Raw genomic sequence first — 12783 nt, forward strand, 5'->3', positions numbered from 1 at the left:
GTGTCCTCAATGTGTCCACTCGCCGATAAGTTTCTCTACACCGTTGGCGACGTCTTCCCATTCATGTTCATACCCCCGCATGACAACACGAACCCTCACGTGCTCCTGAACAATCAAATACAATTGACAGAGACCGTCGACAGTATTGGTGCCACGCTTAGTTGGGCACTCCATCTTCAGGCGGTCGACCCATTTCCCGCTTGGCGGGTACAGATGAATATTTGCCCCTGTCTTTGCCTGGTCCGGCTTGGAGCGATCTGGCGCATAGCCAATCAATCCCGGAAGCATGTCATGTATCTCCAGGGTATACTTCGATGTGAAGTATTCCGATGGGGCGTATGTCGCTGATCGTGGTGTTAGGCTGCCCACCATGATCCGACCTTTTAAACCTGAGAATATGCCTTCACCGCTACGTGGATGGCCATTCGGAAGCTCTGGGCCCCACAGATTATCTCTTAGGCAACCCGGTCTAAAATCTGGCAGCAATACGCTAAGCCAGACATATCCATCGGGGTCAGTTCGACGATGGCGTTCGCGAGTGATGTAGGCCGCCGGTATTTCGAAAGTCATTCTGTGACTTCCATCCGGGGCTTCAAGTGTTCTGGATATTGGTTTTAGGGAGTTGGTGCACGAGCCACCATCACGCGTCACATAAACATCTTCCTGGGCCCTCGGAAGTGATTGGAGGTATTCCATATCACCGATCTTTTCGAGCATAAGGCCGGGTGGTTCGAAATCTGGATTATCTATCTTTGTAGGGGCGAAGGATAGGTCAGTTGGGCCGTCATTCGCCTGCGCAACGGGGATAGCCGCCGACAGCATGAGAAGCAATACAGCTGCCACCCAAACGATTGCAGAAGGTGAGACTTTAGCCACCATCCTCAGTCTCCTTTGTTTCAATAATCCAGCCTTCGATCAGGTCACCAAGCGTCGGCAGCATTACGGCCCACTGATCCCAATACTGGTTGGGGTCAACGGTAATTGATAAGAAATCTGAGTGTTGATAGCTCAGGGTGCAGCGGCGAAAATCACCTCGTGCAATATCACGAGCGTTGCAGATGCCAATTACCTTGCTTGCCCATTTCTCAGATAGAGGGATGAATGCAAAGCTATTGCTGCGTGTCGGATGATAGCCATTTGCTGGGTTATAGACATAGGTTTCCATGCCCGGCCAAAGCTCCCAGTCTTTATCCGGTACTAAACTACCGTATGGTTCAAAAATCTCTTTGGCTTGAATAATGAGGCGATCAACCCGTGTGATAGCTTGGGTTGGCGACTCAAATGCCAAAGTGACTGACGTGCTTGAGTAATCTGACGACGGTACATCCGCGACACCGGTTTCATGCTTCTTTTCATCCGCGACTTTGTCCCTCAAACAGGATGGGCGGAAGTCCGGCAACGTCACAAACAGCCTGATGTTTCTGGAAACCATCCCATCGTCTTTACGAACGGCAGGCTCTTTTTCAAGGAAAGCAGGGGGAATTTTCATCAAGACTGAAAAATCACTATCGACCCTCACGGCATAGGAAACAGCATCAAGCTTATTGGTGCATCCTCTATTACCCCGTAAGCGATCGTAAACGGGCCTCTGTGCAACCGGAAGAGAGCTTAGATATGCCATATCCCCCGCCAGCCTTGGCATTAGCGGAGGCCGGTCATCCCCACCAATCACTCCGTCTGGTGGCGGGACGAAGGAGAGATCCACAGGGGTTTTGTCTTGGGCAAGAGCGCTTAGACCCCACGATAGGCCGATCACTGTGCCAAGCAGGACATTCCCAGCATAGCGGCTGGCTGTTTCTGTGATCATCGGCTGCACTCCATCTTGCAAATTTGATCGCCAACAATCCGCTTCATGCTGCTGATTTTTTTGTTTTTAAGCCCGGCCTGCATCACCCGACAGGAAGGTGGGATCAAAGCCGAGCAATGCGACGGCGCGGTCCCAGATGGTTTCGTTCTGGGGGTCAAAGACCAGATCCGGGGTGGCGGGGGCGGTTAGCCAGCCATTGTCCTGGATTTCTAGATCCAATTGACCAGCCCCCCATCCCGCATAGCCGAGGGCGAACAGGCTTTGCTGTGGGCCCTGGTTTTCGGCGAGCGCTTGTAACGCATCTGTGGTTGCGGTCAGGGCGATTTTGCCATCCACCTGAATGGTGCTCTCGACCTCATAATCTGAGGAATGGAGCAGGAAGCCACGGCCAGACTCAACCGGCCCGCCGGCATAGACAGGTAGGTTCTGCACGTAGATTGTGCTCTCAATATTCAGCTGGGCCAGAATATCGGGGAAGCGCAGGCTATCTAGGGTTTTATTGATGACGAGGCCCATTGCGCCCTCATCATCATGGGCGCAGAGATAGATGACCGTCTTGGCAAAACGCGGGTCGCCCATGCCGGGCATGGCGATTAAGAACTGGCCCGCCAGCGTATTACTGTCATCGATTTTGCTCGACATGGCTAATCCCTGCTGGAAATCGCGCGCCTACGGGTTCCATTTCCGCCTGCGCTTGCCATTTACATGGGGTCCGCACTTAGCGTAAGGCAAGCTGAACGTGGCATTTCGCCCGGCAGATGCCGTCCGATAGAAGCGCCCATGGCCGGTCTGGCAACCAGATCGACCGCTCTATTAAACGACATCACCGCTGGACTGTCAGCCCCGCTGGCACATTGGGTGCCTGGCTTCTGCTGGTTTGCCCGAATGCTAAAAGGCGTTTTGTTCTAAGGTTAAGAGATCAAAGGAACCTCAAAATGATCAAAGTTGGCGATAAAATCCCCAGCGTCACCCTTCGCGTCCTGACCGCCGATGGGATGGATGAAATCACCACCGAAACCGTCTTTGGTGGCAAGACTGTCGCCCTGTTCGGTGTTCCCGGGGCCTTCACCCCAACCTGTTCTGCGCAGCACCTGCCAAGCTTCCTTCGCAATGAAGAAGCACTGAAGGCCAAGGGCGTTGATGCCATTGCCTGCATCGCGGTGAACGACCCGTTTGTGATGAAGAATTGGGCTGAAACCTCTGGCGCGGCCAGTGTCATTCAGATGCTGCCCGATGGTAATGCCGAGCTAACCAAGGCCATGGGGCTTGAAATGGATGGCACCGGCTTTGGCCTAGGCATCCGCTCGCAACGCTTTGCCGCTGTCGTTAAGGATAGTGAGGTTGTGCATCTGGCGGTTGAAGAGCCAGGTGCGTTTGAGGTCTCCAGCGGCGATGCCGTGTTGAAGCACCTGAACGGCGAAACGGTTGCGGCCTAATCTTGGGCCTTAATCCACTTCACGCATAAATGGCTCATCGGCGCGCTTGGCTTCTTGCGCGCCGGTGACAGCCAGCTGGTCCACCCGCTCATTCTCTTCATGGCCGGAGTGGCCACGCACCCAATGCCAACGCACATCATGCTTGGCATCGAGCGCATCGAGGCGTTCCCATAAATCGGCGTTAGGGATGGGCTTGCCCTTCTTCTTCCAGCCATTGCGCTTCCAGCCATGGCGCCATTCATTCATGCCCTTCTGCACATACTGGCTGTCCGTATAGAGATCGACCGAAACCCCGTTGCGGGTGAGGGCAGTGAGCCCCTCAATCGCCGCCATCAATTCCATGCGGTTATTGGTCGTCTGCGGGTCACCGCCCAGCAGCTCTTTCTCAACATCGCCCTTGCGCAAGAGAACGCCCCAGCCACCAGGGCCCGGATTGCCTGAGCAGGCACCATCGGTAAAGATTTCAACGCTCACCTTAGCCAACCTCAGCGGTGGCGAGGCCATAGGCGCCAAGGCCATCAACGGCTTGGTGGAACTGCAACTTGCGCCAGTACTCCAGCGGGTCTTTAGGGGTCACCATCGCCCCCTCCGGATGGTTCAGCCAGTCATAGAGGCGGGTCAGGAGGAACCGCAGCGCACTGCCCCGAGCAAGTAGGGGCAGGGCATTCAGTTCAGCCGCACTTAGCGGGCGAACGGTCTGATAGTTCTTTAACATCTGCCGGGCTTTGGTGACGTTGAATGAGACGTCAGGCTCAAAACACCAGGCATTCATGCAGATCGCGACCTCATAGGCGAAGAAGTCTTCGCAGGCGAAATAGAAGTCGATGACACCGCTAAAGTCCTCTTTGCGGAAGAAGACGTTATCCGGGAACAGGTCGGCATGAATGATCCCGCGCGGCAAATCCGTCGGCCAATGCTGTTGTAGATACTCAAGCTCCGCCTCAATCCCGGCGCAGAGGCCCGGCTGCACTTGATCCGCGCGGCCCTTGCACTGTTCCACCAGGGTTTCCCAGCCATTGAGGGAGAGGTCGTTCGGTCGGGTCATTGAGAAATCAACGGCCGCTGCATGCATTTGGGCCATGGCCTTGCCAAGGCCGGCGCAGTGATGCGGCTGAATACGCCGTGGCCACATCCCTTGCAGGAAGGAGATGACAGCCGCTGGCCGACCGCAAAGCTCGCGCAAGGCCTCACCATCCTTGGCCGCGATCGGCAGGGGACAGGCGAAGTCGCGCGCCGCCAAATGCTCCATCAACCCGAGGAAGAAGGGCAGGTCGCTGGGGTTCACCCGTTTTTCATAGAGGGTCAGGATGTGCGGGCCCTGGGTGGTCACCACTAGGTAGTTCGAATTCTCCACGCCCTCGGCAATCCCCTTACAGGAGATTACCTCGCCCAGATCATACTGGTCGAAGAACTCGGCAAGCGCCTCATCACTGACATCGGTGTAAACAGCCATACAAGGCGGGGTAGGGGTTTTACGCGCACCCGTCAACCAGGAGATGATGGGCGGGAGATGGCCTGAACTAGGCGGTCATGCGCTCCAGCTCGCGCGGGATGCGGAAGAACACATCCTCGATCTCGCCCTCAACATCGGTACGCGTCACGTTGAACCGCTCATCAAGCGCGTCCAGCACCTGTTCAACCAGGATCTCTGGTGCTGAGGCACCAGCGCTGATGCCAAGGGTTTTAACCCCCTCAAACCAGGACCAATCAATCGCATCCGCATCGGCGATCAATTCGGCCTTTTCAGCCCCATAATCGCGGGCGGTTTCCACCAGCCGGTTTGAGTTCGATGAATTGGCCGCGCCAACAACCAGCACCAGATCTGCAGCCTTGGCGATGCTTTTGATCGCCTCCTGCCGGTTCGTGGTCGCGTAGCAGATATCCTCAGATTTAGGTGCCAGGACATCCGGGAATTTGGTGATCAGCGCCTCAACCATGCTGGCCGTGTCATCCACGGACAGGGTGGTCTGTGTAATGAAGGCCAGCTTATCGCCGTCTTTAGGCTCAAACGCCTCAATGTCTTCCACCGTCTCAATCAGCGTCATGACGCCCTTAGGCACCTGACCCATGGTGCCAACAACCTCTGGGTGGCCATCATGACCGATGAGTAGGATGTGATAGCCGCGTTGGACCAGATGTTCAGCCTGGCGGTGCACCTTGCTGACCAGCGGGCAGGTGGCATCGAAATAGATAAGCTCACGGCGCTTGGCTTCTTCTGGCACCTTTTTCGGCACGCCATGGGCGGAGAAGATGACCTTGCCGTTCTCTGGAACCTCGGTCAGTTCCTTCACAAAAATCGCGCCTAGGCCCTCCAGCCGCTCAACCACATGTTGGTTGTGCACGATCTGATGGCGCACATAGATGGGCGCACCGTATTTGCGGATCGCCTGCTCAACCATGGTGATGGCGCGTTCAACCCCGGCACAAAACCCGCGTGGGTTGGCGAGCATAGTGCTCAGCGCAGGCTTGTCGCCCTGGGTTTCTGATGCGGTGGTGGTTTGGTTATCGCTCATGGCACGAGTGTTTCAGACGGTGATGGTCAAAAAATGTCGATCAGCAGGGCAGATCGGTAGATGCGTTCTTGTCGCATGACAGTGACATGGGTAGGGTCCGGCGACACGTCGATAGCCGCTACCACGATTTATCACAATGCGCGCCGAAATCTCCCAGTTCTTCTGGCCTAGCCGTTTGACGACAGCATGGCGAAACTCGCCAGGCTTTCGGCGTTTCGGTGTTCTTGCGATGGTTGCCATCCTACCGGTTTTGGCGGCTTGCACCAGCAATGATAGTGATCCGCGTGCCTGTCCTCGGGTTGCGATCCTCCAGGATGCCGCCACGGTGACGGTTTTCGATCCCGCTGATGCGGTCGATTTGACCGACGTTGTCGCTCGCGGTGCCCTGTCAAACATCCGCGGCGGGTGTGAGTATTTCGATGATGAGGTCGAAATCGCCTTTGAGATCACCCTAAGCGCGGAGCGCGGCCCGGCCCTCACCACGAATCAAACCAGCTTTGATTACTTTGTCTCAATCCTTGAGCCGTCGGGCCAAGTGGTGGCGAAGGAAGTTTTCCGCACCCCGGTAACATTCCCGGATGGCGTTTTCCGTGCTGGCACACTTGAGAGCCTTGAGCAGGCAATTCCATTGCCGCAAGAGGGCATGGATGCGCGTGGTTACAGTGTCTTACTTGGCTTTCAGCTGACCGAGGCACAGGTTGCGTACAACCGCCGCAGCCGCAAATAACCCCCGTAATTACTAGCTTAAACACAAAAAATTGGCATTTCGGTTGACCAAAGGGTTTACCGAAAGTCGGTTTGGTTTGATATAACTCCCCATACCCGATGAGCCATCGCGGGAGAGGGCTGGTGAACATCTTTAAAAAGTGTTCGAGGAAACCAGCCGCCGAAGGAGCAACCGCCCCGGAAACTCTCAGGCACCAAGGACCGCATGGCTGGGGATCTCTGGAAAGGGTTAGTCACTGACTGACCCGCCGACGGAGTAAGCGGTGGACCATCCCAGTAGAGTGATGGGCAGCGTGAATCTCTCAGGCCTATGACAGAGGGGGCGTCTGATAACCCCGTGCCGTGTTTCGGCGCGCGTTAAAGAAGGACGCCTCGCTATGGCCGCAACTGCGGAACAGACAGAAGTTTTGAACGAAACGGCACTTCACGCCCGCCATGTGGCATTGGGCGGGAAGATGGTGCCGTTTGCCGGTTGGTCTATGCCCGTGCAGTACCCGGCCGGGATCATGACCGAACACCGCCAGGTGCGCGAAAGCGCTGGCCTGTTTGATGTGTCCCATATGGGCCAGGTCATGCTCCGCGCCGCTGATGGCGAGAGCCTGTCAAAGGCGCTTGAGCGGCTTGTGCCCGGTGATGTGCTGAACCTGAAACCAGGTCGTATCCGCTATTCCGTGCTGTTGAATGAGCAGGGCGGCGCGATTGATGACCTGATGATCACCCGCGACCCCGATGAGCCAGAGGCACTGTTCCTCGTTATTAATGCGGCCCGGGTTGATGCTGATCTTCCTTACCTCCGCGCCCAGCTCGACGGCGTCACCATTGAGCCGCTGACTGATCGTGCTCTTCTGGCCGTTCAAGGCCCGAAAGCGGCTGCCTGCCTCAGCCGGTTTGCGCCAAGCCTTGAAACCGCACCCTTCATGTCGATGCAACGCGTTGAGATTGAGGGAATTCCAGTTTGGGCCAGCCGTTGTGGTTACACCGGCGAGGATGGGTTTGAGCTATCGGTCGCCAATGACCAGGCTGTCGCCCTGATGGACTTGCTGCTGGCACAGGATGAGGTTGAGCCGATTGGCCTTGGCGCCCGCGATAGCCTGCGACTTGAGGCCGGGCTTTGCCTCTATGGCCATGACATGGATGAGAGCACCTCGCCGGTTGAGGCTAATGTCGCTTTCGCCATCTCCAAGCGTCGCCGCGAGGAAGGTGGCTTTCTCGGCAGCGATCGGATCCTGGCGGAACTGGCGGATGGGCCAAAGCGCCAGCGCGTTGGCATTCAGCCCGAGGGCCGCGCCCCGGTTCGTGAGGGCGCCCTGATCAAACATGCCGAAACCGGTGAAGAGATTGGTGTTGTAACCAGCGGCGGTTTCGGCCCGACGGTTGAGCGTCCAGTTGCCATGGGCATTGTCAGCGCTGGCTCAACCGAGCCCGGTACCAAGCTAACCCTGGTTCAGCGTGGCCGTGAGATGCCCGCCGCCGTGGCGCCGATGCCTTTTGTTCCTGCCCGGTTCTACCGCGGCCCCAAATCCTAATTCCCAGCTTCATCTTTGAGAGTTTGAAACTATGAGCGACGTAAAATTCACCAAAGACCACGAATGGATCCGCATGGAAGGCGATATCGCCGTTTGCGGCATCACCACCTATGCGCAAGAGCAGCTGGGCGATGTTGTCTATGTCGAGCTGCCCGAGATTGGTAAGGCGCTTGAGGCCGGTAAGGACGCCGCCGTTGTGGAGAGCGTGAAGGCCGCAAGTGAGGTCTACGCCCCAATCGATGGCGAGGTGGTTGAGGTCAATGAGGCCCTTAACGACAACCCTGGCCTGGTGAATGAAGAGCCGGAGGCTGGCGCTTGGTTCTTAAAGCTAAAGCCAACCAAGTCAGAGCAACTAACTGAACTCATGGATAAAGCTGCGTATCACGCTTTTGTGGAGGGTTTGGACTAATGCGTTATCTGCCACATACCCCAGAAGACCGCCGCGAGATGCTGCGTGTGGTCGGTGTCGACACTGTCGAAGACCTGTTCACCGATGTGCCGGACAACGCCCGGCTTGAAGGTCCCATTGAGGGGCTCAGCTATAAAATGGGTGAGTATGAGGTTGAGTCGGTCTTCCAGGCCTTCGCAACCCGTAACACCCGTCCGGCACGGGTTACCCCCTGCTTCATCGGTGCTGGCGCCTATTGGCACCATGTGCCGTCCAGCGTTGATCACATCATTCAGCGCGGTGAGTTCCTCACCTCTTACACCCCGTACCAGCCTGAGGTGAGCCAGGGCACGCTGCAGTATCTGTTCGAGTTCCAGACCCAGGTCGCACTGCTTACAGGCATGGATGTGGCGAATGCCTCCATGTATGACGGCTCTACCGCGACGGCTGAGGCTGTTTTGATGGCCAATCGCGTGACCCGTCGCTCTAAGGCGATTATCGCGGGCAATCTGCACCCGCATTACCGCGATGTGGTTGAGACCCAGGCCCGCCTGACCGGGATTGAGGTTGAGCTGCTTGAGCCAGCCGCCGGTGACGAGGCAGCCCTGACCGCCGAGATCGACAACACCATCTCTTGTGTCGTGGTTCAGAACCCAGACTTCTTCGGTGAGGTCCGTGACCTGACCGCACTGGCTGAGCGTTGTCATGAAAACGGTGCACTGCTGGTTGTCGTGGTCACCGAGGTTGTGTCCCTTGGCTTAATGACCCCGCCGGGTGAGATGGGCGCCGATATTGTGGTCTGTGAGGGCCAGTCGATTGGTGTGCCGCTAAACTTTGGTGGCCCTTATGTTGGTCTGTTCGCCTGCCGCGATAAGTATGTCCGCCAAATGCCTGGCCGCCTCGCTGGTGAGACCGTGGATGCCGATGGCAATCGCGGTTGGGTGCTAACCCTCTCAACCCGTGAGCAGCATATCCGCCGCGAGAAGGCGACCAGCAATATCTGCACGAATTCAGGGCTTTGCGCCTTGGCTTTCTCTGTGCACCTGTCGCTTCTCGGTGAGGTGGGCATGACCCAACTGGCCGAGGTGAACCACGCCAAGGCCGTTCAACTCGCCGATGCCTTGGCCTCGGTTGAGGGCGTTGAGGTCGTGAATACCGGCTTCTTCAACGAGTTCACTGTGAAGCTCCCGGTTGCTGCGGCACCGGTGGTTGAGTGGCTGGCCGAGAACAAGATCCTTGGTGGTCTCCCAATCTCACGCCTGCTGCCACAGCAGGGCGAGATGGAGAACCTGTTGCTGGTGGCCGCGACTGAACGGGTCACCGATGACCACATCAAACATTTCACCAACGCGCTCGGCACGGCAATCGCTGCCGATGGCGCCGCTAACGCAGCGTAAGGGGAGTGAAGACGATGAGTGAGAGTACAAAAGCCATGAACAGCCAAGGTCGTCCGTCACGTCCACAACTGGTCGAAGACACCGCCAGCAACGATGTCGGCTTGCCAAGCTTTAGCGGCCACAAAGGTTTGGTCTTTGATGAGCCACTAATCTTTGAGATGGGCCGCGAGGGCCGCACCGGTGTTGATCTACCAGAGGTGCCAAAGGTTGAGAGCCGCCTCGGTTCTGTCGCTAAGCGTCAGGGCATTGGCCTGCCAGGCCTGTCCGAGCCGCAGGTGGTTCGCCACTACACGCGCCTTAGCCAGAAGAACTATGCCATCGATACCGGCTTCTATCCGCTTGGTTCCTGCACGATGAAGCATAACCCACGCCTGAATGAGAAGATGGCGCGGATGCCCGGCCTCGGTGATCTACACCCACTGCAGCCGGTCTCAACCGTTCAGGGTGCGCTCGATATGATCGCGCTCTTGGCCTATTGGCTGAAGCAGCTGACCGGTATGGCCACGGTTGCCTTGTCACCAGCAGCTGGCGCCCATGGTGAGCTGTGCGGGATGATGGCGATTAAGGCCGCCCTGGAAGCCCGTGGTGAGGCCGATAAGCGCAAGCGTGTCCTGGTGCCGGAAAGTGCCCATGGCACCAACCCCGCCACCGCTGCTTCGCTTGGCTTCGTTGTTGACCCGATCCCCGCTGCGGAAGATGGCAAGGTCGACCTTGCCACCGTGGTTGAGAAGCTGGGCGACGATGTCGCCGGTATCATGCTGACCAACCCCAACACCTGCGGGTTGTTTGAGCGCGATATCAAAGCGATTGCCGATGCCATCCATGAGGCTGGCGGCTACTTCTACTGCGATGGTGCGAATTTCAACGCCATTGTTGGTCGGGTGCGCCCCGCTGACCTCGGCGTCGATGCGATGCACATCAACTTGCATAAGACCTTCTCCACGCCCCATGGCGGTGGTGGGCCGGGTTCAGGCCCGGTCGTGCTGTCCGAAGCGCTGGCGCCTTACGCACCGCTGCCCCATGTCGCCGATGGTGATACCGGTGTGGTGCTGGTTGAGAATAAGAGCGATGTGGATGCCACCGGCACCGAGTTTGGCCGGATGAAGGCCTTCCACGGCCAGATGGGCATGTTCATCCGCGCCCTTGCCTATATGTTGAGCCACGGTGCTGACGGCCTTTGGGATGCCTCCGGTGATGCGGTGTTGAACGCCAACTACGTTCGCGCCCGGTTGGAAGATGTCATGACCGTCTCCTACCCAGGTATCTGCATGCACGAGGCGCTGTTTGATGAGCGGTTCCTCAAAGGCACCGGCGTCAGCACCCTCGACTTCGCCAAGGCGATGATCGATCAGGGTTGTCACCCAATGACCATGTACTTCCCGCTGGTTGTTCATGGCGCCATGCTGATTGAGCCAACCGAGAGTGAAGCCAAGGAAACCATGGACGAGTTCGTTGGGATGATGCGCGGCCTGGCCCAGGCGGCCAAGTCAGGTGAGGGCGATGCCTTCGCCGCTGCACCGCTGCACACGCCACGCCGCCGCATGGATGAGACCCAGGCGGCACGTAAGCCTGTTCTGCGGTGGAAGCCAGAAGTGCCACCAGCCGTTGCAGCTGAATAACTAAGCTAGGTGAGCGGCAGCCAGTAATGCCGCTCATCATAGTAGCGGTCTTTGTATTTGAGGGCTTGGGGTTCCAGGCCATAGGCTTCGAAGCCCAGGCTCTCATACAACGTTCCGGCCGTCGTGTTGTCAGTGACCACACTGATCTGCAGTTGCTCGATACCCTGCTCTTCAGCAGAGGCGATCAACTGCTGTAAGAGGGATCGGGCTACACCCTTACCGCGATGGCCTGGCGCTACATACAGGCCGTAGATGGTCGCCTTATGCCGCTGTTTCAGGCGTTCGCCACGAACAAAGCCGGCGCTGGCTATCAGACTGCCATCGGCATCAATTGCCCCGAACACCGTATGCTCATGCAGGCCTCGTCTGAACCATGGGCGTGATTTGGCCTGATCCTCCTCCAATGTCGCGCCAAAGGCAGCCGGATCCTGCTCCAACGCTTCTAAGCGAAGGGCCCGGTAGTCCGACGCATCGGTACGGTTCAGAATTCGGATCGTCCAGTTCATTGCTCTGAACTAACAGCCAGGTTGCTGATTATCAATTTTTCCAGGTGCTTACGCGCACTCACCCGACGAGGCGTTGCGTGATCGTCTCGATTGGTCGGTTGTCTAATCAGGCAGGATATCGTGCAGATCCGGGAAGCGTGTTTCAGCCAGCACCCGGAAGTGTAGATCCAGATAATCGATATCGATTTCTGCACAGGCTGTCTCAGCCGCGATCCGATAGAAATGCTCATGGGTTGAGAGTGGGTCAATCCCACCATTGCGCTGAATGCTGGCCGCCTGCAGGAACCAGCCCAGTCGTTCGCCGCACTCACTTGCCTGCATTAGCTGACACGGCATGTCTGCCAGTGTGATCCAGTCCCCCTGACCGCAGAGGTTACCGAGATATCGAACCGTATTGCGGGCCGCCACTGGGGCGGGGCTTCGTTCCTGATCATATTGATGGTGCCGGAACAGGCGCAGGAACATATCGCCGATGGTCAGTTCATGCGGCGGTGAGATAAAGCGGCAGAGGGCCACCGCGCCATGGACCAATCCATGCAGCGGGCTATCGAATTTGCAAAGCTCCCCGCCAACAATCAGGCCAAGGGGGTTCCCAGCCAGAACTGGATCCAAATCATACTTGCCTGGGCGCCAACGGCCGAGGCCCTTGCCACCATGTTGGCGGCTGTATTCGCTAAGGGAATTGATGGTNTGCCATTGGCTGCGATGCTGGCGCGCGATGGTCAGGCATTCGGCCAAGGATTGCAGATCGCTATCGACCGCAAACAAGCTTTCCATCTGTTCCAGGAACTGGCCTTGCATCGCGGATAAGGCCGCGAACTGACGTTGATCCTGCTCACCAAAGCTTGGCACGCGATCAGCGGCT

13 protein-coding genes and 1 riboswitch are annotated in these 12783 nt (G+C 57.4%); of the genes, 6 read left to right on the forward strand and 7 right to left on the reverse strand.

Annotated features, from left to right (window positions below; all coding sequences use genetic code 11):
• Positions 1–6: 6 nt before the first annotated feature.
• The 3 genes from KI792_08200 to KI792_08210 form a co-directional block, all read right to left on the reverse strand.
• Positions 7–876, reverse strand: a complete 870-nt coding sequence (locus KI792_08200; protein ID MBV6632997.1) for a hypothetical protein — start codon at positions 874–876, stop codon at positions 7–9.
• A complete protein-coding gene (locus tag KI792_08205; protein MBV6632998.1) occupies positions 869–1807 on the reverse strand; it encodes a hypothetical protein in 939 nt (312 codons plus the stop codon). The genes KI792_08200 and KI792_08205 overlap by 8 nt, the downstream gene beginning before the upstream one ends.
• 66 nt (positions 1808–1873) lie before the next feature.
• Positions 1874–2449, reverse strand: a complete 576-nt coding sequence (locus KI792_08210) for a YqgE/AlgH family protein (GenBank protein MBV6632999.1) — start codon at positions 2447–2449, stop codon at positions 1874–1876.
• A 293-nt stretch (positions 2450–2742) separates the two neighbouring features.
• On the opposite strand from KI792_08210, the gene KI792_08215 reads away from it, so the two are divergent.
• Positions 2743–3243 carry a peroxiredoxin gene (locus KI792_08215; GenBank protein MBV6633000.1) on the forward strand — a complete coding sequence of 167 codons (501 nt, stop codon included), beginning with the start codon at positions 2743–2745 and terminating at the stop codon, positions 3241–3243.
• A 9-nt stretch (positions 3244–3252) separates the two neighbouring features.
• On the opposite strand, the gene rnhA is transcribed toward KI792_08215, so the two are convergent.
• The 3 genes from rnhA to ispH all read right to left on the reverse strand — a co-directional run bounded on the left by rnhA (position 3253) and on the right by ispH (position 5756).
• Positions 3253–3747 (reverse strand): ribonuclease HI, encoded by a 495-nt coding sequence (gene rnhA, locus KI792_08220; GenBank protein MBV6633001.1) that lies wholly within the window; start codon positions 3745–3747, stop codon positions 3253–3255.
• A complete protein-coding gene (locus KI792_08225; GenBank protein MBV6633002.1) occupies positions 3719–4696 on the reverse strand; it encodes a homoserine kinase in 978 nt (325 codons plus the stop codon). Before KI792_08225 ends, rnhA begins: the two co-directional genes overlap by 29 nt.
• A gap of 67 nt (positions 4697–4763) precedes the next feature.
• Positions 4764–5756 (reverse strand): 4-hydroxy-3-methylbut-2-enyl diphosphate reductase, encoded by a 993-nt coding sequence (ispH, locus tag KI792_08230; GenBank protein ID MBV6633003.1) that lies wholly within the window; start codon positions 5754–5756, stop codon positions 4764–4766.
• A 229-nt stretch (positions 5757–5985) separates the two neighbouring features.
• Between ispH and KI792_08235 the strand changes: the two genes are divergently transcribed.
• The 5 genes from KI792_08235 (at position 5986) to gcvPB (ending at position 11412) form a co-directional block, all read left to right on the forward strand.
• The gene (locus tag KI792_08235; GenBank protein ID MBV6633004.1) at positions 5986–6483 is read left to right on the forward strand and encodes a hypothetical protein; all 498 of its coding nucleotides are present in this window, start codon (positions 5986–5988) and stop codon (positions 6481–6483) included.
• A 99-nt stretch (positions 6484–6582) separates the two neighbouring features.
• Positions 6583–6696: riboswitch (glycine riboswitch) on the forward strand.
• A 163-nt stretch (positions 6697–6859) separates the two neighbouring features.
• On the forward strand, positions 6860–8008 hold the full coding sequence (gene gcvT / locus KI792_08240; GenBank protein ID MBV6633005.1) for a glycine cleavage system aminomethyltransferase GcvT: 1149 nt from the start codon (positions 6860–6862) through the stop codon (positions 8006–8008).
• A 31-nt stretch (positions 8009–8039) separates the two neighbouring features.
• Positions 8040–8417 (forward strand): glycine cleavage system protein GcvH, encoded by a 378-nt coding sequence (gcvH, locus tag KI792_08245; GenBank protein MBV6633006.1) that lies wholly within the window; start codon positions 8040–8042, stop codon positions 8415–8417.
• Complete coding sequence (gene gcvPA, locus KI792_08250; protein MBV6633007.1) at positions 8417–9793, forward strand: aminomethyl-transferring glycine dehydrogenase subunit GcvPA; 1377 nt, start codon at positions 8417–8419, stop codon at positions 9791–9793. Before gcvH ends, gcvPA begins: the two co-directional genes overlap by 1 nt.
• 14 nt (positions 9794–9807) lie before the next feature.
• Complete coding sequence (gene gcvPB, locus KI792_08255; GenBank protein MBV6633008.1) at positions 9808–11412, forward strand: aminomethyl-transferring glycine dehydrogenase subunit GcvPB; 1605 nt, start codon at positions 9808–9810, stop codon at positions 11410–11412.
• Between the two features lie 5 nt (positions 11413–11417).
• Here the strand turns inward: gcvPB and KI792_08260 are convergent, their stop codons facing one another.
• Positions 11418–11918 (reverse strand): GNAT family N-acetyltransferase, encoded by a 501-nt coding sequence (locus KI792_08260; protein MBV6633009.1) that lies wholly within the window; start codon positions 11916–11918, stop codon positions 11418–11420.
• Between the last annotated feature and the right edge of the window lie 865 nt (positions 11919–12783).

It is taken from the genome of Alphaproteobacteria bacterium SS10, from assembly GCA_019192455.1.
Lineage (GTDB): Bacteria > Pseudomonadota > Alphaproteobacteria > TMED2 > TMED2 > TMED2.